The following is a 23,478-nucleotide window of genomic DNA, read 5'->3' as shown; positions in this document are numbered from 1 at the left end:
GATCAGAGGTCGCCCGGCACGCCGTAGCTCGGCGCGCCCGAGGGATTGAGCGCGCGGGTGACATAGGCGTCCATCTCGCCGCGCCAGCGCTCCCACAGGGCGGCGCATTCCTCGACCGGGTCGCCGTCGGTCCAGTCGACGCGCAGGTCCGCGACGTTCCAGGAAACCTTGTCGACCATGACGAGGCCCATGGAATGGACCGGCCCTTCCTCGCCGCCTGCCGCAAGCGCCGCGCGCATGGCGGCGATCAGGCGGTCGCCGAGATGCTGTCCGGCGGCGGCCTCGAAGGCCTCCACCATCTTCTGCGGGATTGCGGTGCTCGTCAGCATGTTGCCGGCGGCGACGACATTGTTGCCGCGCGCCGTCGCATGGGTGCCGAGGGTCTTTGCGCCCGAATAACTTGCGGTGCGGCCTTCGGCATCGACGAGGGCGAGCTGGCGGTATTCGATATGCGGGGCTTCAGTGATGAGCCGTTCCAGCGCCGCTTCCGCCGAAAGGCCGGCGGCCATCAGGTCCAGCCCCTTCGGGCCGAGGCGGGGATCGGTGACGTTCTGCGTCGAGACCGCGCCGACGCCGGCGCGGACATGGGCGCAGCGCGCCGCAACGCTCGGCGAGGAGGAGGAGACGGCGACGCCGAACATGCCGGTGTCGGGGCAGCGGCCGGAGACGGAAAAGGTCATGCCGGCCTCCTTCAGGCTTCGTCGGGAATGACGGCGGTCGCCTCGATCTCGACCAGCCATTCCGGCCGGGCGAGGGCGGAGACGACGAGGCCGGTCGAGACCGGGAAGACGCCCTGCAGATACTTGCCCATCTCGGTATAGACCGCCTCGCGATAGCGGATATCGATGAGATAGACGACGACGCGGCAGATATGGCTGAGGTCGGAGCCGGCCTCTTCCAGCAGCATCTTGATGTTCTCCATCGCCTTGCGGGCCTGTGCGCCGGCATCGCCGATATGCAGGCTCTCGCGCGTGTCGAGGTCCTGCGCGATCTGCCCGCGCACGAACACCGTCGCCCCGCGCGCCACCACGGCCTGGCAGAGATCGTTGTTCAGCTTTTGCTCGGGATAGGTTTCCTTCGTGTTGAAGGGGCGGATGCGGGTGTGCACGGGCATGGATGTCTCCTTGAGGGTATGGGAAAGCGCCGCGGTCGCCCGCGGCGCGAAGGCGAAATTACTGGAGAAGCTGGGTCCAGACGCGGGTCACCAAATCCTGTGCGGCGGCCGAGCAGGTGCGCGAGAAGGTGATCGGCACGTCCGGATAGAGTTCCGGCGCCGTTTCGCGCGTGTTGACGACCTTTTCCTGGATGACCTTCATCGGCGAGGAATGGGAGTAGAAATTCATCTGCTCCGTGGCGTTCTCCTGCGTCGACATGAACTCGATGAACTTCACCGCGTTATCCTGGTTCGGCGCACCCTTCGGGATGACATAGCTGTCCATCCAGCCGACGAGGCCTTCCTTGGTCATGGCGAGCTTGACCGGCGAGCCGGCCTTGCGGGCGCGCAGCGAGTCGCCATCCCACCAGAAATGCACCGAGACCTCGCCGGAGGCGAGGCGGCTTGCGATATTGTCGGAGGAATAGACGGCGACGAACGGCTTCTGCGCCATGAGCAGGTCCAGCACCTTCTTCATCTCCGCCTGGTCTTCCGAGCAGAAGGGCACGCCGAGATAGAGCTGGGCCGCGCCGATCACCTCGTCGGGATAGGAGAGGAGGGCGATCTTGCCCTTCAGCTCTTCGGCCGGCTCGAAGAAGTATTTGAAGCTGTCGGTCGGGCCCTTGTACTGGTCCGTGTTCACCACGAAGCCGGCGGTGCCATAGGCGAGCGGAATGGAGTATTCCTGCTTTTCGTCCCACCATTGGTTACGCCATTTCTCCTCGATGTTCTCATAGGCCTTGAGCTTGTTGGCCCCGAAATTCTCGATGATGCCCTGGTCGATCATTACGCGCAGGAAGTGCTGCGAGGGGGTTGCGATGTCGTAGCCGGAGGAGCCGGCCTGCAGCTTGGTCAAAAGGTCCTCGTTGGAGGTGAAGCTGTCGACATTCACCTTCACGTCGTTCTCCTTGGAGAATTTCGCGATGAGGTCGGGCGAGATGGATTCGGCCCAGGCGTAGATGTTGAGTTCACCGGCGGCCTGCGCGCTCGTGGCGAAGCAGAGGGCGAGGGCGGTGGCGGCAAGATATTTCTTCATTTTATGTTCCTCTCTTTGATTATTTATGGTTCGGCATTTTCGCGGGCGCCGCGCGCGGAAACCAGAAGCGCGACGGTGGCAAGGACGAGTGAGGCGAGGATCAGCAGCGTCGCGATGGCGTTCAGTTCCGGCGAGGTGCCGGCGCGGATCAGCGAGAAGATGTAAACGGGCAGCGTCGTCGAGCCGCCGGTCGAAAGCAGGTTCGAGGTGATGAAGTCGTCCATCGAGATGAGGAAGGCCAGCATCGCGCCGGAAAAGACGCCGGGGAAGATGAGCGGCAGCGTCACACGGCGGAAGGTCGTCCAGCGGTCGGCGTAAAGGTCGGCGCTCGCCTCCTCGAAGTCCAGCGACATGCCCTGCAGGCGGGCGCGGATCGGCAGGAAGGCGAAAGGCGTGCAGAAGGCCGAATGGGCGATGATCAGCCGCAGCATGCCGTTCTGGATATCGAGCAGCGAGAAGAGAAGAAGCGTCGCGACGGCCAGCACGATTTCCGGCAGCAGCAGCGGCAGGTTGACGATCGTCTCGGAGAGCTTGCGGAAGCGCAGGTTCTTGCCGCGAATGATGGCGAGCGCGGCGGAAAGCGCGACGAGGGTGGAGACGATTGTAGCGACGGCCGCGACCGTCAAAGAGGTCTCCAGCGCGTTCATCAGCGCGGCGTTGTTGAGCGCCGAGCCGTACCATTTCAGCGAAAAGCCCGTCCAGACGCCGGCCACGCGATTGGCGTTGAAGGAATAGACGACGATGACCGCGAGCGGTGCATAGAGATAGAGGAAGAAGAAGACGGTGAGGGGGGCAAGGCCCGGATAGCGCTTGACGTCGTGGCGGATGCTCATGGCGTCGCCTCCCGGCGGGCGGCGCGCAGCGCCGTGAAGATCAGGAAGAGCATGACAAGGGCCATCAGCGTCATGGCGATGGCCGCGCCGAAGGGCCAGTTGCGGCCGCCGCCGAACTGGAGCTGGATGAGCGAACCCATCATCATCTGCTTGCCGCCGCCCATCAGGGCCGGCTCCAGCACCGCGCCGAGCGAGGGGACGAAGACGAGGATGGCGCCCGCCGTAAGACCCGGCGCCGTCAGCGGCAGGATCACCCGGCGCAGCGTCACCCAGCGGTCGCCGTAAAGGTCGTGCGAGGCTTCGATCAGCGTGCCGTCCAGCTTCTCGATGGAGGCGAAGACCGGCAGCACCATCAGCGGCATGGCGGTATAGACCATGGCCGTCAGCGTCGCCCCGTCGTTGAACATGAAGCTCATGCCGGCGGGAAAGCCGAGCGTTTCCAGCAGTTTCGGCAGCGTACCGTCCTTTCCGAGAATGATCATCCAGGCATAGACGCGCAGGATCATCGAGACCCAGAAGGGCAGCGTCACGAGATAGACCAGTGCCGCCTTGCGGCCCGGCGGCTGGCGCGAGATGAAATAGGCGACCGGCACGGCGAAGAGGAGGCAGATCAGCGTGGTCGCACCGGCAAGCAGGAAGGTGCGGCCGATGATGAGGAGATATTGCGGGGTGAATTCGAGTTCCCCGGTCCAGCCCTCGTTGAAGAGGATCTGGCTGTAGCCGGCGAGGTTGAAATCCCAGGTGAAGCCGCCATAGGCGCCGCGTGTCGCCACGGAGACGGCGGCGATGATGAAGATCGGCAGGATCAGCGCGAAGCTCATCAGCAGCCGCGCCGGCAGCAGGCCCCAGAAGGAAAGATCGTGCCAGAAGCGGGCGCGGGGCGCGCGCACCGTCTCGGCGGGGATATGGAGGGCGCTGTCCGTCATGCCGCCAGCACCCGCGCGGAGGCTGCGATGAAGCCGACGGGAACCGTTGCGCCGAGCGGGATCGTGTCGCCCTCGCGGGATGCATTGCGGCGCGAGGCGCGCAGTTCCGTGCCCGCGACGTCGAGCGTGTAGTGGGTGTAGCCGCCCATATAGTTCTTGTTGGTGATGCGGCCCTCGAAGGTGATGCCCTGCGCCTGATTGCCGAGATTGATCTTTTCCGGGCGCACGGAGAGCGTGGCGCGGCCTTTGGCGGTCGGGCCGGTTGCCGGTACGGTGATGGAAAGGCCGAAGGGGGTGCGGATGGTCGCCTCGCTGCCGGTGGTTTCCAGTACTTCCACGTCGAGGAAATTCGTCTCGCCGACGAAATCGGCGACGAAGCGGTTCACCGGCTCCTCGTAGATTTCCGCCGGGGTGCCGATCTGCTGCACCTCGCCGCCGCCGAGCACGGCGATACGATCGGACATGTCGAGCGCTTCTTCCTGATCGTGCGTGACGAAGACGAAGGTGATGCCGGTGTCGCGCTGGAGCGTGCGCAGCTCGTCGCGCATCGCCTGCCGGAGCTTCAGGTCGAGGGCGGAAAGCGGCTCGTCGAGCAGCAGCACCTCCGGCTCGGGCGCGAGCGCCCGGGCAAGCGCGATGCGCTGGCGCTGGCCGCCGGAAAGCTGGGCGGGCTTGCGCTTCGCCATCGGTCCCATATGCACGCGCTCCAGCATCTCGCCGACGCGGGTTCTGATGCGCGCCTGTTCCCAGCCGAGGTTTTCGAGGCCGTAGGCGACGTTCTGTTCCAGCGTCATGTGCGGGAAGAGGGCGTAGCTCTGGAAGACGGTGTTGACCCGCCGCTTGTGCGGCGGGATGGAGACGACTTCCTTGCCGTTGAGCAGGATCGAGCCGGCGTCCGGGCTTTCGAAGCCGGCGAGCATGCGCAAGAGCGTGGTCTTGCCGCAGCCCGACGGGCCGAGCATCGTGAAGAACTCGTTGCTGCCGATGTCGAAGCTGACCGATTTCAGCGCCTGATAGGCCCCGAAGTTTTTGGAGACCGACTTCACTTCGATGGCCTTGGGCTCAGTCATGCGTCGTTCCTCACGCCGGTTCGAGCTGGGTGACTTCGCGGCGGAAGGGCAGGGCGTCGCCGATGTCGGGCGTGTCCAGTTCCCGCGCATAGCGATGGCCGGCATAGGTCGCCCAGGCGATGGGGGCCGGGGCGCTGGCGTCGCCGATGATCTTGACCGTCTTGATGCCGGCATCGGCCCAGTCGGCCTGCCGGGCGAGAAGCGCGTTGTAGAGCGCATCTTCCGCAAGGCGCGAGGCGACCATCACGACCGCGTCGCAGCCGATGGCCGTCTTGCGGCCGGTATAGGTGCAATTGGTCTCGACCTCGCCGGCGCGGATGGCGGTGACGCCGCGGTTGAGGCGGATGTCGACGCCGAGATCGTCGAGGCGCACATGGATCGCGCCCTGTTCCAGCGTGTTGCGCGTCCAGTCCGAGACATAGGCCGAGGGCGTGACGAGGATGACGTTGGCGCCAGCCTTGGCCATCACCTCGGCCATCACGCCACCCATGTAATAGTGGTCGTCGTCATAGACCACCACGGTCTTGCCGGCGAGGTTTTCGGGATGGACCTTCGCCATCACGTCGTCGGGCGTCCAGACGGTCATGGCGGGGTCGACCGGCATGGGCATGACATGCTGACGGGCGACGCCGTCGCGCCGCCAGTGCGAGCCGGTGGCGATGGCGACATGCTCGAAGCCGAAGCCCAGCACGTCCTCGGCCGTCAGGCGGCTGTCGAAATAGGTCTCGACATTGGTGCGCTGGGAAATCTGGTACTGGCGGTAATCGACGACGCGGCCCCAGGCGGAAAGGCCGGGCAGCAGCCGCTCGCGGGCGACACGGCCGCCGAGCGCCGTGGTCGCCTCGGCCAGCGTCACGTCATAGCCGCGCAGCGAGAGGGCGCGGGTGGCCTCAAGCCCGGCGGGACCTGCGCCGACGACGAGCACCGTCTGGCTCTCGCCCTTCTCGTTCATGCGCTCGGGGTGCCAGCCCTTGCGCCATTCCTCCATGAAGGTCGGGTTCTGCGTGCAGCGGCTGATCGACATGGTCATGTCGCCGGTGATGCACATGTTGCAGCCGATGCATTCGCGGATGTCCTCGATGCGGCCTTCCTCGATCTTTTTCGGCAGGAAGGGATCGGCGATGGAGGGGCGGGCGCAGCCGATGAAATCAAGCACGCCCTGGCGGATCATGCGCGCCATCACGTCCGGCGAGGTGAAGCGGCCGACGCCGACGACGGGTCTGGAGGAGAGTTCGCGAATACCCCGGACCAGTAGCTCCTGCGCGCCTTCCTCCTTGAAGCGCGAGGGGCCGGAACAGTCTTCCCATGCGCCGTGCGCGAGGTCCCAAAGGTCGGGCAGGTCGGCATTCATCTCGACGAATTCGCGCACCTCGGCATTGGAGAAGCCGAGTTCGCCGATGGTCTCGTCAAGGCTGACGCGCATGGTGATCGCGGTCGTATCGCCGACGGCGTCGCGGATATCGGCGACGACCTCGCGGGCGAAGCGCGAGCGGTTTTCCAGGCTCCCGCCATATTCGTCCGTGCGCTGGTTGGTGGCGCGCGACAGGAAGTGCTGGAAGATGCCGAAGCCGTGCGCGCCGTAAAGACAGATCAGGTCGAAGCCGGCCATCTTGGAGCGCTTGGCTGCGTTGACGAACCAGCGGCGGAGATTCCTGATATCCGTGAGGTCGAGTGCGCGGGCCTGCACCGGATCGTTGGTGAAGGTGCGGATCGGCAGGGCGGAGGGGGCGAGCGGCACTTCCTTGGTGTAGAAGTTCGGGCCGTTGATGCCGGAATAGGCAAGCTGGATGCCGGCGAGCGCGCCATGCACCTTCATCGCGTCGGACATGCGGCGAAGGCCGGGAATGTCCTTGTCCTCCCAGAGACGCAATTCGATGAAGGGTGTGATTTCCGAGGTGTGGTGCATCTCGGTCTGTTCGGTGAAGATGACGCCCCAGCCGCCTTCCGACTTGATGCCGCGCATGGCCGCGGCCGCGGAGGGGTCACGATAGCCGCCGCCGTTGCAATGCGGCACCTGATAGAGCCGGTTCTTTGCGACGTGCGGGCCGATCGCGAGGGGTTCGAACAGGATATCGTATTTGGCGTCGCGCATGGCAATCCTCGGGGTTTGTGAGGCTATTGGATTGGGCGAAGGGCTTTCGGTAAATGATGCGTTCCGGAAGCATGGATTAGGTTCAGGCTAATCGAGACCCTTCGCGTGGCCGCGACGCTTCCCCTATCCCTGTCAGGTTCTTCAGGGGCTTGGAAAATATCTTTTGATTTCAGTCAATTATGAAGACTTTTGCGCCGATCCCCTCTGCGGAAACAACCGCAAAAAGGGGACCGGCGCGCAACCCGGACCGGATGGGCGGGCCTAGTATTTCACCCACACGGTCTTGAGGGAGCAATACTTGTCGAAGCTGTGGATGGAGAGATCGCGGCCGAAGCCGGATTGCTTGACCCCGCCGAAGGGCGTCATGGCCGAGAGCGCGTCGACCGTGTTGACGGAGACGGTGCCGGCGTTCAGTCGGTCGGAGACCGAGAGCGCGCGCGACAGGTCCTTCGTCCAGACGGAGGCGGCGAGGCCGTATTCGCTGTCATTGGCGATGCGAAGCGCTTCCTCGTCGCTGTCGAAGGGCGTGATGGCGAGCACGGGGCCGAAGATTTCCTCCCGCGCAATGCGGGCGTCCGGCGCGACCTCGTTGAAGATGGTCGGCTGGATGTAGCAGTCCGAGCCGTCGCGCGTCTCGCGCGTGCCACCGTGGGCAAGGCGGGCTTCCTTGCGGCCGATGTCGATATAGGAGGCGACGCGGTCGGCATGGCTCTTTTCCACCAGCGGCCCCATGCGGGTGGCGGTGTCGAGCGGGTCGCCGAGCGGCCATGCAGCGGTCGCGGCGATCAGCTTCTGCGTAAACTCCTCCTGCACGGAGCGATGCACCAGCAGGCGGGAATTGGCCGAGCAGACCTCGCCGGAATTGAACAGGATGCCGAAGGCCGCCATTTCGGCCGCCTTGTCGAGGTCCGCATCGGCGAAGATAAGGTTCGGCGACTTGCCGCCCGTCTCCAGCCAGACTTGCTTCATGTTGCTCTCGCCCGCATAGGTCATGAAGAGCTTGCCGACCTTGGTGGAGCCGGTGAAGACGAGGGCGTCGACATCCGGGTGGAGGCCGAGCGCGCGGCCGGCATCCTCGCCGAAGCCGGGCACGACGTTGAGCACGCCATCCGGCAGGCCCGCCTCGGAGGCAAGTTCGGCCAGCATGAGGGCGGAGAGCGGCGATTGCTCGGCCGGCTTGAGCACGACGGAATTGCCGGTGGCGAGCGCCGGCGCGAGCTTCCACGTCGCCATGTCGAGCGGGAAGTTCCACGGCACGACGGCGCCGATGACGCCGAGCGGCACGCGGCGGATCATGGCGAGGTCGCCGCGCCCGGTGGGGGCGATCTCGTCATAGAGCTTGTCGATGGCCTCGGCATGCCATTCGAAGAAATGGGCGGAGCCGGGCGCGTCGATGGTGGAGCTGTCGCTGATCGGTTTGCCCATGTCGAGCGTATCGAGCAAAGCGAGTTCCGGCACGTTCTCGCGGATGAGGGCGGCGAGGCGCAAGAGCACCGCCTTGCGCTCGGCCGGCGACTTGCCGGACCAGCGGCCATCCTCGAAGGCGCGGCGAGCGGAGGCGACGGCGGCGTCGATATCCTCGGCGGTGCCGCGGGCGACGGCCGTCAGCACCTGCGCGTTGGCCGGGTTCACGGTCTCGAACCGGCCGCCCTTCGCCGCATCGCGGAAGCCGCCGTCGATATAGAGGCCGTTGCGGAATTTCAGGCTCGCGGCGCGGGCGCGCCAGTCGATGGTCGTCGTCATGAACTGCCTTTCTCTTGCTGAGGGTCGTCGGCGGAAACCGGCAGGTCCATGCCCATGCCGCGGATCGTCTCGCCGCAGAAATCGATGAAGCGCCGGACGGTGAGCGCCGGCGTGGAGCCGGCCATCGAGAGGATGCCCATGCGCATGGGGCGCAGGTTCCCGGTGAGCGGCACGAAGGTGAGGCGGCTGCCATCTGGTGCATAGGTGGAGACCGGGCGGATATTGGCGATGGAATAGCCGAAGCGGTTGGCCACCATGGCGCGCATCACCGACATGTCCCGCGTGCGCTCGGCGATATGCGGCGTCAGGCCCGCGTCGCGGAAGAGCGAGAGGAAATAGGCCGAGGAATGCGGCAGGTCGAGCAGGATCATCGGGTGCGGCGCAAGGTCTTCCACCGTCACCTCGCGGCGGTTCGCCAGCGGATGCTCCTCGTGCAGCACCGCATAGGGCGGCAGCACGGCCAGTTCGTGGAAGGCCATGTCGGCGGGGATGTCGAGATCGTAGCTGAGCGCGATGTCGAAGCGCGCCATGCGCAGGCCTTCGAGGATACGCGCCTGGTCGCGCTCGTACTGAAAGAAATCGACCTCGGGATAGGTATCGGAGAAGGCGCGGCGCAGGGAGGGGATGACGGCCTGCGCGAAGGTGACGAGGCAGGCGACATGCAGCGGCCCGCGCACCTGGCCGGTCAGCTCGTTGGAAAGGGCGTTGAGTCTTGCGGCTTCCGAGAGGATCTGCCGCGCCTGCGCGACGAAGCTGTGGCCGGCCTGCGTCAGCGACAGGCCATGCGCGTGGCGGCGCACGAAGAGGTTGATGCCGAATTCCTTCTCGAGCTGCGAGATCGCCGCCGAGACGGAGGGGGCCGAGACGTTCACCCGTTCGGCCGCCTCCGTGACGGAGCCGAATTCCCCGACAGCGACAAGATATTCCAGTTGCCGGAGCGTGAAGCGCAAGGCCATGTCTGTTCCCCCGTTGAAACGCCAATTAAGGAACAGATTTGCACGCTCGGAAAGAGCGCGTTCCGCAGGGCTGTGGACGACGGGGGCTTTCTCGGGGGCCGGGTGTCGGTTCATGGCATGCTCGCTTCCTCCTTGCGGGCGGCCGGCGCCGGGTTTTCAGGAGGCCGCGGCGGCGATGCCGGCATCCTGTCCGCCACGGTGTTCGGCGATGTAGCCGGCCAGATAATCCGCATCGTGCCAGCAGCCCCAGATGAAGGAGGAGGCGCGGCGCGACAGCCACGGCAGGCCGACGAAGAAGAGGCCGGGCACTTTGGAGACGCCGCGCTCGTGGACCGGGCGGCCCTTTTCGTCGAGCGTGTCGGCCTTCAGCCAGCCGTAATCGACCGCATAGCCCGTCGCCCAGATGATCGAGGTGATGCCGGCTTCCTTGAGGTTCAGCGTCAGGATCGGGTCGGTCACGCAGGCCGGGTCCGGTTCCTTGCGGCGCGCCTCCGGGTCTTCCGGCAGGTCGAGGCCGTGTTCCGCCGCATAGGCGTCGGCGCGGTCGAGCAGGGAAAGGTGGTTGGCGTCGCCCCGGGCGATGTTCTCCACGAGGTCGGGCGCGACATGCAGCACGCCGTCCTTGCAGGCCTCGGCCCGACCGAGCAGCGTCATGCCGCGATTGCCGAGGCGGCGGAAGTCCACGGTGTTGCCGCCATAGGCGCCGCTGACGGCGATGGTGACATGCTCGGTGTTCGGGGCCGGCACCTTGAGGTCCCATATGCCGAGCACGCCGAGCCACCAGCAGAAATCCTTGCCGCGATAGCGGCGCGGCGGCCGGTCGTGCGGGCCGATGGAAAGGTAGACGCTGCGGCCGGCGCGCAGCAGTTCGTCGGCGATCTGCGTGCCGGACGAACCTGCGCCGATCACCAGAACCGCGCCCTCGGGCAACTGGCCGGGATTGCGATAGGTGTTGGAATGGATCTGCGTCAGCCCCTTCTGTTCCGGCACGAGGGCCGGCATGACGGGCCGCTGGAACGCTCCGGTGGCGGAGACGACGTTCTTCGCCTCGATCACGCCGTCGGAGGTCTCGACGCGGAAGGTGTCGCCCTCCTTGCGCACGGACCGCACCTCGACACCACAGCGGATCGGGGCCTTGATCTTCTCGGCATAGGTCACGAAGTAGTCGGCCACCTGTTCCTTGGGCGCGAAGGCCTCGTCCTCGAGGCCGGCGAAGGTGAGGCCGGGGAAGCGGTCGTGCCAGGCGGGGCCGTTGGCGACGAGGCTGTCCCAGCGGGCCGTGCGCCAGCTTTCGGCGATGCGGGCCTTTTCGAGCACGAGATGGGGAATGCCACGCCTGCCGAGATGCTCGCTCATCGCAACACCCGCCTGACCGGCGCCGATGACGAGCGTGTCCACTTTTTCAACTGCCATGCCGCTTCCTTCCCTTCCCGGAGCGCCGGCCCTGCGGCCGCCTTTCCCGATGTGTAGTGGAAGCGGGAAAGGGCCGACATGAGCGTTTGATTCAGCGTTGATTAGGCGGCCGCTAAGCTTGCGGTCGGCCGGCGATGGTGTGAAACAGGAAGGAAGCGCGCATCAGGGAGCAAGACGCGGCGATGAAGACCACCGTCATCCAGTTCGGAACCAGCCGGTTCCTGCAGGCCCATGCCGACCTGTTCCTGTCCGAGGGCGCGCCGGCGCGCGCGATCACCGTGGTGCAGACCTCGGGCGATGCCGGCCGCAGCCGGCGGCTTGCCGCGCTGGCCGCGCCGGAAGGCTATCCCGTCCGCATCCGCGGTCTTCAGGATGGCCGTGTGGTCGATGAGATACGGACGGTCACCTCCGTGCGGCGCTGCTTTTCCGCTTCCGCCGACTGGCCGGAGGTGGTGCGCGTCTTCGTCGAGGAGGCCGAATTCGTCCTTTCCAATACGGGCGACGCCGGCTTCCAGAGCCGGCCGGAGGATGGCGAGAGCGCCTATCTCCCGGCGATGAGCTTTCCCGCCAAGCTATACCATCTGCTGGCTGCCCGGTTCGTGGCGGGCGCGGCCCCGATCGTCGTCATGCCGATGGAGCTGGTGGCCGACAATGGCGCGGTGCTGAAGGACGCGGTCCTCGCCATCGCGCGGCGCCACGACGCGGATGGCGCGCTGGTCTCCTATATCGGGGACCGGGTGATATGGGCGAGCAGCCTCGTCGACCGCATCGTCTCGGAGCCGATAGAGCCGGCCGGCGCCGTCGCGGAGCCTTACGCGCTCTGGGCCATCGAGAAGGGGCCGGGCGTCGTCGCGCCCTGCGCCCATCCGGCGATCCTCATGGTCGACGACCTGAAGGTGATCGAGCGGCTGAAGCTGCATATCCTCAATCTCGGCCACACGGTTCTTGTCGATCTCTGGCGGCGACAGGGCGGCGCGGGCGATCCGGTCGTGCGCGATTTCATCGCGCGGGCCGATGTCATGGAGGAACTGGCGGCGCTCTACCGGGACGAGGTTCTGCCGGTCTTCGCGCATCTCGGGCAGGGCGAGGCGGCGGAAGACTATCTTGCCGTCACTCTCGAACGCTTCGCCAATCCCTGCCTCGACCATCGGCTGGCGGATATCGCGCAGAACCATGCGCAGAAGGTCGAGCGCCGCGTCGGCGCGTTCCTCGATCTTGCGCGCCATGCGGGATACGGGCGGCCGCAGCCCCGTCTGGCGGCGATTGCCGGCATGGACGATCAATACCAGGTCCATGCCGCCCAGAGGCAGACATAGGCGATGACGGCGATAAGGACGCACAATGCGATCTGCCGGGCCAAGCCATTTCCCTTCGGGTTCCGCTCGCGGCAGGATGCATGGGCGGATGGCGCGAGTCGATAGGGCCGGCCCCTTGCCGCGCCCCGGCGCGACGCCATATTGCCGCAGACAATGACTGGAGGCGCAAATATGCAGGATGACGGGATGAGGCGGCCGGAGGAGGTCGTCGGCTATTGGTGCGAGACCCTGACGGCGAAGGACTGGTGGCAATCCACGCCCGATCTCGACGCGCGGGTCTTCTCGCGGTTTTGCGCGACGCATCGCGCGCTCTCCCGCGCGGTCACGCCCGAGTGGCGGGAAAGCCCCGAGGCGCGGCTGGCGGCGATCATCGTGCTCGACCAGTTCCCCCGCAACATGTACCGCGCCTCGCCGATGGCGTTCGCCACGGACTGGATCGCCCGGCGCGAGGCAAGGCTGGCGCTAGAGGCTGGGGCGGACAAGCTGGTCGACTACGGCCGCCGCCATTTCTTCTACATGCCCTTCGAGCATTCAGAGGACCTGGCGGATCAGGATCTTTCCGTCGCGCTGTTCGAGGCGCATGGCGACGAGATGTATCTCGACTATGCCATACGGCACCGCGAGGTCGTCGCCGAATATGGCCGCTTTCCCCATCGCAACGCCTTCCTCGGCAGGGTTTCGACGCGGGAGGAGGAGGCTTATCTCGCCGAACCGGGGGCCGGATTCTAGCCGCGCGGGCCGGATGGTTCAAAATGGCCGCAATCATGGCTAGAAGGGTGGGGAATCGCATGCGTGCGATGCGTCGTCTGTCTCTGTCCTGCGAGGGTGGCCTTTTGCCGGTCTTTCGTCTTGTCTCCGTTCTTCTCGCGCTTGTCCTCAGCGCGGCCACGCCCGTTCTCGCGCAGACGGCCGCCGCGCCCGCCGTCGAGACGGCGACGCCGCTCCAGCAGGCCAATGCCGATCTCGACAAGGCGGGCGCGCAGCTCAACGCCATCCGCGAGCGCGTCGATACCCATGCCGACGACGATGCGCGCCTTGTCCAGCTCAAGGTCGAGGCGGAAGCGCTGAACCGGTCGATCCTGGCGATCTCCGTCGCCACGCGCCCGCGCCTCGACGCCATCAAGGCGCGTCAGGCCGAGCTTGGCGACCCGCCGGCCGAGGGCGCGCCGGCCGAGGCCGACGTCGTGGTGGAGGAGCGCAAGAAGCTCACCACCGAGCGCAACGAGATCAATGCGCTGACGGGGGAGGCGGAGAACCTTTCGATCGAGGCGACGAAGCTTTCCAACCGCATTACGGAAATCCGCCGACAGCTTTTCTCCGACGCCATCCTGAAGCGGACCGAAATCAGTTCCGATCTCTTCTCCGAGGCCTCCGGTGCGATTACCGAGGAGACGCAGACGCTCGGCCGCACCGTGACAGCGTGGATGCAGTTCGTCTGGAAATTCAAGCGCATGCAGCTTCTGGGCGCCGTTGCCCTGTCGCTGATGGCGGCCCTTGTTCTGCTGTCCGGCAGCTACCGGCTGTTCTCGCCCTATATCACGCGCGCGGCCCGGCAGGAGAAGCCGCACTATATCACGCGCCTGTCCGTCGCCTTCTGGTCCACCGTCCTGCCGACCATGGCGGCGGCGGCCTTTGCCGGTGCGAGCTATTTCTTCCTCGACGCCTTCAAGGTGCTGCGGCCCGATATCGCGCCCATCGTCGCCATCGCGCTCGGCGTGCTGGTCGCCATCTATTTCCTCGGGCAGCTTGCCAATGCGGTGCTGTCGCCGGGGGACGGGCACTGGCGGCTGGTGCGGGTTTCCGACCGGGGCGCGCAGCTCCTCTGGCTCCTGATCTTCAGCATGGCCGTGGTCAACGGCGCGGATTATTTCCTCGGCACGATCAGCGAGGTGCTGGGCTCGCCGGTGGTGCTGACGGTGGTGAAGAGCTTCTTCGCCTCCATCGTCATCGGCGCGCTGCTTCTCGTCACCGCCTTCATCAAGCCGGTGCTGCGGCAGGGTGAGACGCCGGATTCGCCGGGGCGTCCCTGGCCGCGCTCAATCTTCGTTCTGCTGGTGCTGACCGGCCTCGGCCTCATCCTCGCGGCGCTGCTCGGCTATGTCGGCATGGCGCGCTTTGTCGCCACCCAGATCGTGGTAACGGGCGCGGTGGTGGTGACGATGTATATCGGCTTCCTGTCCGGCCGCGCCGTTTCCGCCACGAACGCCTTTGCCGAGACGGCGGTCGGCAAGCGGCTGGAGGAGCGCTTCGGCCTCGGGCAGGTCGCGCTCGACCAGATCGGCCTTGCGGCGGGGCTGGCGATCTATCTGCTGCTCTTCGTCTTCTTCGTGCCGCTCATCCTGCTGCAATGGGGCTTCCAGATCGCGGATATCGAGTCCTGGGCCTATCGCATCTTTACGGAAATCCGCATCGGCACCATCACGATCTCGCTGGTGGGCATCCTTGCCGGCGTCCTGCTCTTCGTCGCCGGCCTCGTCATCACGCGCTGGTTCCAGCGGTGGGTCGACGGCAATGTGCTGGCGCGCAGCCAGGTCGATGCGGGCGTGCGCAACTCCGTGCGCACGGCGGTCGGCTATGCGGGCGTGGCGCTTGCCGGTCTCGTCGGTATCTCGGCGGCGGGCATCAATCTTTCCAGCCTTGCGCTCGTCGCCGGCGCCCTCTCGCTCGGTATCGGTTTCGGCCTGCAGAACATCGTGTCGAATTTCGTCTCCGGCCTCATCCTGCTTGCCGAGCGACCGTTCAAGGTCGGCGACTGGGTGGTGGCGGGCACGACCGAGGGTTTCGTGCGCCGCATCTCCGTGCGCGCCACCGAGATCGAGACCTTCCAGCGCCAGACGGTGATCGTGCCGAACTCGGTGCTGATCAACGGGCAGGTCGGCAACTGGACGCACCGCAACAAGCTCGGCCGCGTCGAGATTCCGATCAGCGTGCATGGCGGCAACGATCCGCGCCACGTGCAGCAACTGCTCGTCGAGGTCGTGCGCGGCCAGCAGGGCCTCCTGCGCAATCCTGAGCCGACGGTCGTCTTCCAGGGGTTCTCTTCCGCGACGCTGGACTTCGAAATCCGCGCCTTCCTGGCGGATATCCTCAACGGCACGGGCGTCAAGTCGGACCTCAGGGCCGCCATCCTCGAACGGTTCCGCGAGGAGAAGATCGCCATCGGCGCGCCGTCGGCGGCGGAGGTGCCGGTCAAGATATCGCCGGAAAGCGCCGAGCTGATCACCGCCATTCTCGAACAGGCGACGGAGAAAGTGCGCCCGCAAGCCGCCCGGCGCAAGGCGAAGCCGACGGCCGACGAGACGCCCGAGACCTGAGCGCCGCCCGATTTCCGGCACATGAACGCCGCATTCACGCTCCATTCAGCCGCCCCCTCATAAAACACATGCAAATCCAATCGGGGAACGTTAGTGTTCCCCGAGGGCTTTGAAGAGGGCGGCGCGCTGCGCCGGGTGAAGATGAAGCGAATGATCATGATGCTGCTGGTGTCGGCCGCGATGTCCGCTCCGGCCGTTGCCGCCTCGGTGACCAACAAGGACGCCGACACGCAGGTTCTCGTCATCGTCGAGGACGGCAGCCGCGCCGAGGTGGCGCTGGAGCCGGGCGCGACCGAAACGATCTGCCCCTCGGGCTGCTTCCTCACCCTGCCTAACGGCGACCGCATCGCGCTCAACGGCGCGGAGGATGTCGAGATCAAGGGCGGCGGCGCCTCGGTGAAATAGGCATCCGGCCACTTTCCGCAAACGGCGCGCAAGAAGAGGCGCGCCGTTTTACTTTGCCTGCGAGAAACGACGCGCCGACCCGCCCGTCGTGTTTTCAAGCCCCCTAAATTTAACGCTTTCGCAAAGGGTTGTCGCTACGTCTTCAGACGGGGATAATCCATCTTACGAAGGCAAGTCATGGCGTTCATCGGCATTTCCGGAATGCAGTATTCCGGCGCGTCTCTTTCGCACCACCGTATTCTTGTTGCCGAGGACTCGAATGTCTTCACGTCCATGATCTCGAAGCGGTTGAAGGAGCTTTTCGACATCGATGTCGAGATTTGCCGCAGCTTCGAGGAACTGGAGCTTGCCTATGACAAATCCACCGACAAGATCACCCTGGCGATTTCGAACATAAACCTGCCGGGCGCCGAGAATGGCGAGGCGCTGAACTATCTGGTGGATCTTTCCATTCCGACCATCGTCTTCACCGGCACGTTCCAGCAGGCGACGCGCGACAAGCTCCTGTCCAAGGAGATCGTCGACTATATCCTGAAGGACAATATCTTCGCGGTAGACATGCTGGCGGAATCGGTCTGCCGCTTCCTGACCAACCACCAGCATCACGTGCTGATCGTCGACGACAGCGCGACGGCGAGGGCGCTGCTGACGACGCGCCTCAAGCGCTACAATTTCCGTGTCAGCACGGCGGAAAACGGGTCCAGCGCGCTCGCGCTGCTCAAGGCCAATCCCGATATCGCGCTGATGATCACCGACTACAACATGCCGGATATCGACGGCTTCGAGCTGACGCGGCGCATTCGCGGCACGGTCGGCTCGCACCAGTTGCGCATCATCGGCGTCTCGTCCTCGACGGATCGCCTGCTGTCGGCCCGCTTCCTCAAGGCCGGCGGCAACGACTTCATCATGCGCCCGTTCATCGACGAGGAATTCTACTGCCGCGTCAACCAGAACCTCGACACGCTGACGCAAATCCGTACCGCGCGGCAGCGCCAGCAGGCTTAAAGCCCGCCGTCTTGGGACCGCTCGCCATTCAGCCCATGCCGGCCTGAATGTCGAGCGGTCCTAGCGCGCGAGGGTCGAGAGCGTCAGCTTGCGCTCGGCGCGCTCCTGCTGGGGCGAGCGGTTGTAGAGTTCGCGATAACACTTGGAGAAGTGCGAGGCGGAAACGAAGCCGCAGGCGACGGCCACCTCCACCACGGGCATCGAGGACTGCACCAGCAGGTGCCGTGCGCGGTCGAGCCGGATTTCGAGGTAGTAGCGGGCGGGCGAGCGGCCCATTTCCTGGCGGAACAGCCGCTCGATCTGCCGGCGGGAGAGGTCGGCGCCGTCGGCGATCTCCAGCAGCGACAGCGGCTCGGCGAGGTTCTTCTCCATCAGTTCGATGATCGACAGAACCTTGGCGTTCTGTACGCCGAGGCGGGCGCGCAGCGGCAGGCGCTGGCGGTCGTGCGGGCCGCGCACGCGGTCGGTCAGCGCCTGTTCGCAGACGCGGTTGACGAGGTTCTCGCCGAAATCCTGGTCGATCAGGTTCAGCATCATGTCGAGCGAGGCGGTGCCGCCGGCACAGGTGTAGATATTGCTGTCGATCTCGTAGAGGTCGGCATAGACGTCGGCCTGTGGGAAGGCCTCGGCGAAGCCCGGCAGGTTCTCCCAGTGGATCGCGCAGCGCTTGCCCGTCAGCAGGCCCGCCTGCGCCAGCACATGCGCGCCCGTACAGAGCGAACCGACGGCGATGCCGCGGTTATAGACCTCGCGCAGCCAGGCGTTGACGGACTTGTTGCTGAAGTCCTCGACATAGATGCCGGAACAGACCAGCACCATCGAGGGCCGGTTCTCGCCGCCGAGATGCTTGCGTTCGTCGGCGAGCGAGGAATTGACCTCTATGCCGATGCCGCTGGAGGAGAGGACCTGCTGGCCGTCCGTCGAGGCGAGCCGCCAGGTATAGGCTTCGTAGCCCAGCATGCGGTTTGCGATGCGCAGCGTCTCAATGGCCGCCGAGAAGGGCAGCATGGAGAAATTGGGCACCAGGAAGAAAACGAGAGAGCGCTTCTTGACGTCTTGCTTGTTCATCGGAGTGTCCATGCCGGGGGAGATACTGCAAGCGTCGCAGGCGAGGCGGCGGCTGCGCTAGTATTTTTGCGACAGTCATAAGGATGGTTGCGACTGTAGCCTGTCACGTAACGTTGCGATGTCAGGGGCTTCCGGCGGAATTGTGACGAATGCCGGCTCTTATGCGTTTGCGACGCACCTTACGTAATGGTCAAAACGCGACGCCGCCTCCCTGCGCGCCGGTTTGACAGGACCGGCGCGGGCGGTCACAACGGCGCAGACGATCGAAAGGGACTGCTGAATGCTGCCAGACGGATATTCGGACGTGCCGGCGGGAAAGCTCGCGGCGGTGGTGACCTGCCTGGAGATGTCCGCGCCGGCGGAACGCCATGTCGAGATCGACCAGCCCGGCGTCGCGCTTTCGCCTGTCGAAAAGGCGGATCCCGCCTGGTATCGCGATCTCTACCGGCGTATCGGCGCGCAATGGCTTTGGACCTCGCGTCTCGCCATGGCCGATGCCGAACTTGCCGCGATCCTGCATCATGCGGATGTCGACGTCTTCGCCGTGATGCGCGACGGGCGCGCCGAGGGGCTGCTGGAACTCGATTTCCGGGAAGAGGGAAGCTGCGAACTCGCCTTCTTCGGGTTGACCGAGGCGATCATCGGCAAGGGGGCCGGGCGCTGGCTGATGAACCACGCCATCGCGCGGGCATGGTCGCGGCCGCAGTCGCCCATTCGCCGCTTCTGGCTGCATACCTGCACGCTGGATTCGCCGCAGGCGCTGGGCTTTTACATCCGCTCGGGCTTCACGCCGGTCAGGCGGCAGGTCGAGGTCTTCGACGATCCCCGGTTGACGGGCGCCCTGCCCATGAACACCGCCCCGCATATCCCGATCCTGTAGGCCGAAACGAAAACCGCCGGAGAGACGTTTGAGGTCAGCTCCGGCGGTGTTCGGCGTCGTCTTCCTTCGGCATGTCGCCGTTACAGTCGTCTGTCATCGCGTGGTCTTGTCCCATGCGCGGAAGCCGATGTCCTTGCGCTGGTCGTAGGACAGGCCTTCGAGTTCGCGCTGGACGCGGTAGCGCCGCCATGCGGATGCGATGCGTGCAAGGCCATCCTGCACGAGACGGGTAAGACTGCCGGCGGGGGCTGCGCGCCGTACCGGGCGATGTTCCAATGCTATTGCCATTTCAGGGTCCTTTCGAGCTTGGGAGGTATCGAAAGGTCGCGACCTTGATCGTGACTATCTCGCAACCTCATGCATCACACAAACGAATATATTTGATTGGATAGATCAGCGTTCTTCATGTTTTCCGATGGCAGGCCAGTCGATGTCCTGTTGCAGGTAAGGAGGAAGCTGGTTCAGTTCATAGGCTGTGTGGCGGATTGCGGCGCGTTTGCGGTGGGCCGCGATGGCCTCGCCGACGAAGCGCCGGATGGCGTAGGAGAATCCGTTTCCACGGACGAGAACGGCGAGATCGGCGCCGTCCGACAACGATTTTTGCGTGTTCATGGCGTTTTTCCTTCCATTCGGTGGCTTTGCAGATTGACTATCTGCCTGTCTCGTATTTCAATCAAACGAAATGAAGTTAGTCTTTACTTCAGATTTTCTGATCCATGGAGGCAGCGATGAACCTGCTGATGCGCCAGACGCTCCCCTTGCTGGAGCTGGATATCCTCAGAACCTTCGTGGCGATTGCCGAGACGGGAAACTTCACCACGGCGGCCGAGACCGTGCATCGCACGCCCTCGGCGGTGTCGATGCAGATCAAGAAGCTGGAGGAGCTTCTGGGCTGCACCCTTTTCCGCCGTGACGCACGCTCGGTGGTGCTGACCCATCACGGCGAGGTGCTGCTTTCCTATGCGCGCCGGCTGATCGCGCTCAGCAACGAGGCGGTCTCGCGCTTCATGATGCCGGAGATGAACGGCGTCGTGCGGCTCGGCGCGCCGGACGATGTGGGCGAACTGATCCTGCCGGAGGTGCTGCGCCGCTTTGCCGAAACCTTCCCGTCGATCGCCGTCAACGTGTCGATCGAGAACAGCGCGAATCTCCGCCGCGCGGTCGCCGAACGCCGGCTCGACCTTGCGATCTTCAATTCGGCGGACGGCACTCTTCCCGTTCCCGGTGAAATCCTGCTCAAGGAACAGCTCGTCTGGGCGGGCAAGAACTGCGGCAATGCCCATCTGAAAAACCCGCTGCCGGTCTCCGTCTGGGAAGAGGGCTGCATCTGGCGCGCCCGTGCGCTGGAGGAACTCAGCCGGTCGGGCCGGGATTTCCGCGTCGCCTATTTCTGCGCCCATCACATGGGCCAGCGCGCCGCCATCCGCGCGGACCTCGCCGTTGCCCCGCTCGCCCGCTTCCTCGTCGGCGACGACATGGTGGCGCTCGGCGAGAAGGACGGCCTGCCGGACCTCGGCCACTATCTCATTGGCCTCGTGGTGAGCGATGAGGCCGAGGCCCCGGCGCAGGCTGTCGCCGAATATATCCGCGCCGCCTTCGCCCGCATGGAGCGCCGGCCGATGGACATGCTGCAGGTCGCCTGCTGAAGCGCTACCGGCAGGGTCGCCTTCCGGGATCGTGCGGAAGCAGGTCTATTCGTAGGTGTAGGAGGCGCACATGTCGGCGTCGCTCTGCGGCGGCTCCGGCGTCGAGAAGACGGCGAGTATCGTGCCGTTACCGTCGCTCGTCTCCCACGATGCGGCATAGGTCACGGGCGCGCCACACAGCCTGTTGCCGTTGAGCAGGACCGGATCGCGCGCTTCCGCAAGGCTGAAGACATGCGCCTCCACCGACTGGCCGTCGACCGTCAGCCGGTCGGCGACCTGCTCGTCGAACGTGACCTGTTCGCCGTTTTCGAAGGTGATGCCGGTTTCATCCAGCTCGATATCGCCGGTGATGGACATCGCCGTGTTGCTGACGGCCGCATAGGTGTCGGCGAAAGCGGGCGAGGCGAGCACGACGCACAGGGCGACGGCGGCGATGGGGGAACTGGTCATGGTGATTCTCATTGTCTTCGGCGGCCCATCGTAGGGCTGCTTTGGGACGAGGAAAAGGCCGGCTGCGGCCTCATTCGCGGCTGCGACGCCGACGCCGGCCGCCACCTTCGCCGCCGCCATCGTCGGAAAGCACCTTGCGTTCCGGCAGGGTGACCACCTTGGCAAGTTCCGGGAAGGCGTCCACCTTGTTCGGCATGGCCATGGCGTTGACGAAGAGCTGCTGGAAGTTCGGCTCCAGCGCCGTCTCGATCTTCTCGATGCGGGCCACTTCCTTCTCGATCTCGCGGCGGTGGTCGCGGTTGAGCAGCGCCATCAGCGCGCCGGTGCCTGCGGCATTGCCGACGGCCTTAACCTCGGCAAGGTCGCAGTCCGGGATGAGGCCGAGCACCATGGCGTATTTCGGATCGATGAAGGAGCCGAAGGCGCCGGCGAAGCGGATCGTGTCGACATGCTCCACGCCCTGCTTTTCCATCAAGAGCTTGATGCCGGCATAGAGCGCGGACTTGGCGAGCTGGATGGCGCGGATATCGTTCTGCGTCACCGTGATGCGCGGCTCGCCGTCATGCAGCAGGTAGGAGAAGGTGCGGCCGTTCTGCAGGATGCGCGGGCTGCGCTCCGCCATGGAGCCATCCACCACGCCATCCTCGGAGATGATGCCGGAAAGGTACATTTCCGCGACGACCTCGATGATCGCCGAGCCGCAGATGCCGGTGACGCCGACGCTGGAGGCGGCTTCGGCAAAGCCTTCCTCGTCGGACCACTTGTCGACGCCGATGACGCGGAATTTCGGCTCCAGCGTGGCAGGATCGATGCGCACGCGCTCGATCGCGCCGGGGGCAGCGCGCTGGCCGGAGGAGATTTCCGCGCCCTCGAAAGCGGGGCCGGTGGGCGAGGAGGCGGCGACGACGCGGCTTTTGTTGCCGAGCACGATTTCCGCATTGGTGCCGACGTCGACCAGCAGCATCATGCGATCCTGCCGATAGGGGCCTTCCGCAAGCGTCGCGCCGGCCGCATCCGCGCCGACATGGCCGGCGATGCAGGGCAGCGTATAGAGTCGCGCGCCGCGATTGACCTCGATATCGATCTCATGCGCCCAATATTGCAGCGCGCCGGACACGGCGAGCGCGAAGGGCGCCTGGCCGAGTTCCGTCGGGTCGATGCCGAGGAAGAGGTGGTGCATGATGGGGTTGGCGACGAAGACGAGGTCGAGGATATCGTGCCGGTCGACCTCACCTTCCTCGCAGACCTTGCCGATCAGGCTGTTGACGGCCTCGCGCACCGCCTTGGTCATGGCTTCCCGGCCGTCCGGGTTCATCATGACGTAGGAGACGCGGCTCATCAGATCCTCGCCGAAGCGGATCTGCGGGTTCGACGTGCCGGAGGAGGCGACGATGCGGCCGGAGAGCAGCGAGACGAGATGCATGGCGATGGTCGTCGAGCCGATATCGCAGGCGATGCCATAGGCCTCGTTCTTGAGGCCCGGCCACAGGCCGACGATGAAGGGGCGCGAACTATCCATGTCGCGGTGGATGGCGGCGGTGACGCCCCATTCGCCCTTGCGCAGGATCGACTGGACCTGCGGGATGAGGTGCGGAGCGATGAGAAGGTCCTTCCAGCCCCAGTCCTTTTCCAGCATGACCTTGAGGCGGTCGAGATCGCCGAGCGGCTTGTGCATGTCGGGTTCGTCCACCTCGACATAGCAGAGCTGGACGGCGGCGTTGCGCTCGATGACACGGTCGGTCGCCGCCTTGCGCACGACCTGCGCATTGATGACGGTGTCCTGCGGCACGTCGACGACGAGATCGCCGAGGATGAGGGCGGAGCAGGAGAGGCGGCGTCCTTCGGGAAGGCCGCGGATCTTCTCGTAGCGCTCTTCCTTCGGGCCCTTTTCGGAGATGTGGTCGAGGGAGGAGACGATCTTGTGCTTGGCGAAGTTGCCTTCCTGCACCTCGATCTGACAGCGCCCGCAGGTCGCGCGCCCGCCGCACACGCTCTCGACATAGACGCCCAGCTTGCGCGCGGCTTCCAGAACGGGCGTGCCGACCGGGAAGCGGCCGCGCTTGCCCGAGGGCATGAAGAGGACGAGCGGTTCCTTTGCCGAGGCTTCCGTCATATTGGTCTCGCTCTCACCTTCGATGCGCATCGCTCATACTCTCTCTTGCAGACAGGGCC

Annotated in this window: 22 protein-coding genes; 7 read left to right on the top strand and 15 right to left on the bottom strand. The window is 65.4% G+C overall.

The window, feature by feature from the left end:
• Positions 1–2 precede the first annotated feature (2 nt).
• The 10 genes from K8M09_RS09875 to K8M09_RS09830 all read right to left on the bottom strand — a co-directional run bounded on the left by K8M09_RS09875 (position 3) and on the right by K8M09_RS09830 (position 11,222).
• Positions 3–680, bottom strand: a complete 678-nt coding sequence (locus tag K8M09_RS09875) for a DUF1028 domain-containing protein (RefSeq protein ID WP_160784562.1) — start codon at positions 678–680, stop codon at positions 3–5.
• An 11-nt stretch (positions 681–691) separates the two neighbouring features.
• A complete protein-coding gene (locus K8M09_RS09870) occupies positions 692–1,114 on the bottom strand; it encodes a RidA family protein (RefSeq protein ID WP_050743390.1) in 423 nt (140 codons plus the stop codon).
• Between the two features lie 58 nt (positions 1,115–1,172).
• Complete coding sequence (locus K8M09_RS09865) at positions 1,173–2,189, bottom strand: extracellular solute-binding protein (RefSeq protein ID WP_160784561.1); 1,017 nt, start codon at positions 2,187–2,189, stop codon at positions 1,173–1,175.
• Between the two features lie 23 nt (positions 2,190–2,212).
• Complete coding sequence (locus tag K8M09_RS09860) at positions 2,213–3,022, bottom strand: ABC transporter permease (RefSeq protein WP_160784560.1); 810 nt, start codon at positions 3,020–3,022, stop codon at positions 2,213–2,215.
• The gene (locus K8M09_RS09855) at positions 3,019–3,948 is read right to left on the bottom strand and encodes an ABC transporter permease (RefSeq protein WP_160784559.1); all 930 of its coding nucleotides are present in this window, start codon (positions 3,946–3,948) and stop codon (positions 3,019–3,021) included. The genes K8M09_RS09860 and K8M09_RS09855 overlap by 4 nt, the downstream gene beginning before the upstream one ends.
• Entirely contained in the window at positions 3,945–5,018 is a 1,074-nt protein-coding gene (locus tag K8M09_RS09850) for an ABC transporter ATP-binding protein (RefSeq protein WP_160784558.1), read from the bottom strand. The genes K8M09_RS09855 and K8M09_RS09850 overlap by 4 nt, the downstream gene beginning before the upstream one ends.
• A gap of 10 nt (positions 5,019–5,028) precedes the next feature.
• Positions 5,029–7,110: an oxidoreductase gene (locus K8M09_RS09845; protein ID WP_160784557.1), complete on the bottom strand. Its 2,082-nt coding sequence runs from the start codon at positions 7,108–7,110 to the stop codon at positions 5,029–5,031.
• Positions 7,111–7,371: 261 nt separating this feature from the next.
• A complete protein-coding gene (locus tag K8M09_RS09840) occupies positions 7,372–8,853 on the bottom strand; it encodes an aldehyde dehydrogenase (RefSeq protein WP_160784556.1) in 1,482 nt (493 codons plus the stop codon).
• Positions 8,850–9,809 carry a LysR family transcriptional regulator gene (locus K8M09_RS09835; protein WP_160784555.1) on the bottom strand — a complete coding sequence of 320 codons (960 nt, stop codon included), beginning with the start codon at positions 9,807–9,809 and terminating at the stop codon, positions 8,850–8,852. Before K8M09_RS09835 ends, K8M09_RS09840 begins: the two co-directional genes overlap by 4 nt.
• Before the next feature lie 156 nt (positions 9,810–9,965).
• Positions 9,966–11,222: a flavin-containing monooxygenase gene (locus K8M09_RS09830; protein ID WP_160784554.1), complete on the bottom strand. Its 1,257-nt coding sequence runs from the start codon at positions 11,220–11,222 to the stop codon at positions 9,966–9,968.
• A gap of 182 nt (positions 11,223–11,404) precedes the next feature.
• On the opposite strand from K8M09_RS09830, the gene K8M09_RS09825 reads away from it, so the two are divergent.
• The 5 genes from K8M09_RS09825 to K8M09_RS09805 all read left to right on the top strand — a co-directional run bounded on the left by K8M09_RS09825 (position 11,405) and on the right by K8M09_RS09805 (position 17,262).
• Entirely contained in the window at positions 11,405–12,538 is a 1,134-nt protein-coding gene (locus K8M09_RS09825; RefSeq protein ID WP_160784553.1) for a mannitol dehydrogenase family protein, read from the top strand.
• Between the two features lie 186 nt (positions 12,539–12,724).
• Complete coding sequence (locus K8M09_RS09820; RefSeq protein ID WP_229342271.1) at positions 12,725–13,267, top strand: DUF924 family protein; 543 nt, start codon at positions 12,725–12,727, stop codon at positions 13,265–13,267.
• 59 nt (positions 13,268–13,326) lie between these two features.
• Positions 13,327–15,852: a mechanosensitive ion channel family protein gene (locus tag K8M09_RS09815; RefSeq protein ID WP_229342269.1), complete on the top strand. Its 2,526-nt coding sequence runs from the start codon at positions 13,327–13,329 to the stop codon at positions 15,850–15,852.
• 141 nt (positions 15,853–15,993) lie between these two features.
• Positions 15,994–16,257 (top strand): hypothetical protein, encoded by a 264-nt coding sequence (locus K8M09_RS09810; RefSeq protein ID WP_160784601.1) that lies wholly within the window; start codon positions 15,994–15,996, stop codon positions 16,255–16,257.
• 177 nt (positions 16,258–16,434) lie between these two features.
• Positions 16,435–17,262 carry a response regulator gene (locus K8M09_RS09805; protein ID WP_160784550.1) on the top strand — a complete coding sequence of 276 codons (828 nt, stop codon included), beginning with the start codon at positions 16,435–16,437 and terminating at the stop codon, positions 17,260–17,262.
• A gap of 60 nt (positions 17,263–17,322) precedes the next feature.
• Here the strand turns inward: K8M09_RS09805 and K8M09_RS09800 are convergent, their stop codons facing one another.
• Positions 17,323–18,330: a GlxA family transcriptional regulator gene (locus tag K8M09_RS09800; RefSeq protein WP_160784549.1), complete on the bottom strand. Its 1,008-nt coding sequence runs from the start codon at positions 18,328–18,330 to the stop codon at positions 17,323–17,325.
• Between the two features lie 280 nt (positions 18,331–18,610).
• Here K8M09_RS09800 and K8M09_RS09795 point away from each other — a divergent pair, with 280 nt between their 5' ends.
• Positions 18,611–19,210, top strand: coding sequence for a GNAT family N-acetyltransferase (locus tag K8M09_RS09795; RefSeq protein ID WP_160784548.1), 600 nt, complete (start codon positions 18,611–18,613; stop codon positions 19,208–19,210).
• A 93-nt stretch (positions 19,211–19,303) separates the two neighbouring features.
• Here K8M09_RS09795 and K8M09_RS09790 read toward each other — a convergent pair whose 3' ends face one another.
• Together K8M09_RS09790 and K8M09_RS09785 are read right to left on the bottom strand one after the other, a co-directional pair.
• A complete protein-coding gene (locus K8M09_RS09790) occupies positions 19,304–19,498 on the bottom strand; it encodes a hypothetical protein (RefSeq protein ID WP_160784547.1) in 195 nt (64 codons plus the stop codon).
• A gap of 105 nt (positions 19,499–19,603) precedes the next feature.
• Positions 19,604–19,822 (bottom strand): hypothetical protein, encoded by a 219-nt coding sequence (locus K8M09_RS09785; RefSeq protein ID WP_160784546.1) that lies wholly within the window; start codon positions 19,820–19,822, stop codon positions 19,604–19,606.
• 116 nt (positions 19,823–19,938) lie between these two features.
• On the opposite strand from K8M09_RS09785, the gene K8M09_RS09780 reads away from it, so the two are divergent.
• The gene (locus K8M09_RS09780; RefSeq protein ID WP_160784545.1) at positions 19,939–20,856 is read left to right on the top strand and encodes a LysR family transcriptional regulator; all 918 of its coding nucleotides are present in this window, start codon (positions 19,939–19,941) and stop codon (positions 20,854–20,856) included.
• A gap of 45 nt (positions 20,857–20,901) precedes the next feature.
• Here the strand turns inward: K8M09_RS09780 and K8M09_RS09775 are convergent, their stop codons facing one another.
• Together K8M09_RS09775 and K8M09_RS09770 are read right to left on the bottom strand one after the other, a co-directional pair.
• Positions 20,902–21,306: a hypothetical protein gene (locus K8M09_RS09775; RefSeq protein WP_229342267.1), complete on the bottom strand. Its 405-nt coding sequence runs from the start codon at positions 21,304–21,306 to the stop codon at positions 20,902–20,904.
• Positions 21,307–21,376: 70 nt separating this feature from the next.
• Entirely contained in the window at positions 21,377–23,449 is a 2,073-nt protein-coding gene (locus tag K8M09_RS09770; RefSeq protein ID WP_160784544.1) for an ASKHA domain-containing protein, read from the bottom strand.
• Positions 23,450–23,478: the final 29 nt, after the last annotated feature.

The sequence above is a fragment of the Shinella zoogloeoides genome, from assembly GCF_020883495.1.
Classification (GTDB): Bacteria; Pseudomonadota; Alphaproteobacteria; order Rhizobiales; family Rhizobiaceae; genus Shinella; species Shinella zoogloeoides.
This window is presented reverse-complemented; position numbering and strand designations above follow the sequence as displayed.

What these genes read in the sequence shown, in the direction of transcription:
- K8M09_RS09875 (WP_160784562.1), bottom strand. Translation starts at nt 680, where the DNA reads ATGACCTTTTCCGTCTCCGGCCGCTGCCCCGACACCGGCATGTTCGGC.
- K8M09_RS09870 (WP_050743390.1), bottom strand. Translation starts at nt 1,114, where the DNA reads ATGCCCGTGCACACCCGCATCCGCCCCTTCAACACGAAGGAAACCTAT.
- K8M09_RS09865 (WP_160784561.1), bottom strand. Translation starts at nt 2,189, where the DNA reads ATGAAGAAATATCTTGCCGCCACCGCCCTCGCCCTCTGCTTCGCCACG.
- K8M09_RS09860 (WP_160784560.1), bottom strand. Translation starts at nt 3,022, where the DNA reads ATGAGCATCCGCCACGACGTCAAGCGCTATCCGGGCCTTGCCCCCCTC.
- K8M09_RS09855 (WP_160784559.1), bottom strand. Translation starts at nt 3,948, where the DNA reads ATGACGGACAGCGCCCTCCATATCCCCGCCGAGACGGTGCGCGCGCCC.
- K8M09_RS09850 (WP_160784558.1), bottom strand. Translation starts at nt 5,018, where the DNA reads ATGACTGAGCCCAAGGCCATCGAAGTGAAGTCGGTCTCCAAAAACTTC.
- K8M09_RS09845 (WP_160784557.1), bottom strand. Translation starts at nt 7,110, where the DNA reads ATGCGCGACGCCAAATACGATATCCTGTTCGAACCCCTCGCGATCGGC.
- K8M09_RS09840 (WP_160784556.1), bottom strand. Translation starts at nt 8,853, where the DNA reads ATGACGACGACCATCGACTGGCGCGCCCGCGCCGCGAGCCTGAAATTC.
- K8M09_RS09835 (WP_160784555.1), bottom strand. Translation starts at nt 9,809, where the DNA reads ATGGCCTTGCGCTTCACGCTCCGGCAACTGGAATATCTTGTCGCTGTC.
- K8M09_RS09830 (WP_160784554.1), bottom strand. Translation starts at nt 11,222, where the DNA reads ATGGCAGTTGAAAAAGTGGACACGCTCGTCATCGGCGCCGGTCAGGCG.
- K8M09_RS09825 (WP_160784553.1), top strand. Translation starts at nt 11,405, where the DNA reads ATGAAGACCACCGTCATCCAGTTCGGAACCAGCCGGTTCCTGCAGGCC.
- K8M09_RS09820 (WP_229342271.1), top strand. Translation starts at nt 12,725, where the DNA reads ATGAGGCGGCCGGAGGAGGTCGTCGGCTATTGGTGCGAGACCCTGACG.
- K8M09_RS09815 (WP_229342269.1), top strand. Translation starts at nt 13,327, where the DNA reads ATGCGTGCGATGCGTCGTCTGTCTCTGTCCTGCGAGGGTGGCCTTTTG.
- K8M09_RS09810 (WP_160784601.1), top strand. Translation starts at nt 15,994, where the DNA reads ATGAAGCGAATGATCATGATGCTGCTGGTGTCGGCCGCGATGTCCGCT.
- K8M09_RS09805 (WP_160784550.1), top strand. Translation starts at nt 16,435, where the DNA reads ATGGCGTTCATCGGCATTTCCGGAATGCAGTATTCCGGCGCGTCTCTT.
- K8M09_RS09800 (WP_160784549.1), bottom strand. Translation starts at nt 18,330, where the DNA reads ATGAACAAGCAAGACGTCAAGAAGCGCTCTCTCGTTTTCTTCCTGGTG.
- K8M09_RS09795 (WP_160784548.1), top strand. Translation starts at nt 18,611, where the DNA reads ATGCTGCCAGACGGATATTCGGACGTGCCGGCGGGAAAGCTCGCGGCG.
- K8M09_RS09790 (WP_160784547.1), bottom strand. Translation starts at nt 19,498, where the DNA reads ATGGCAATAGCATTGGAACATCGCCCGGTACGGCGCGCAGCCCCCGCC.
- K8M09_RS09785 (WP_160784546.1), bottom strand. Translation starts at nt 19,822, where the DNA reads ATGAACACGCAAAAATCGTTGTCGGACGGCGCCGATCTCGCCGTTCTC.
- K8M09_RS09780 (WP_160784545.1), top strand. Translation starts at nt 19,939, where the DNA reads ATGAACCTGCTGATGCGCCAGACGCTCCCCTTGCTGGAGCTGGATATC.
- K8M09_RS09775 (WP_229342267.1), bottom strand. Translation starts at nt 21,306, where the DNA reads ATGACCAGTTCCCCCATCGCCGCCGTCGCCCTGTGCGTCGTGCTCGCC.
- K8M09_RS09770 (WP_160784544.1), bottom strand. Translation starts at nt 23,449, where the DNA reads ATGCGCATCGAAGGTGAGAGCGAGACCAATATGACGGAAGCCTCGGCA.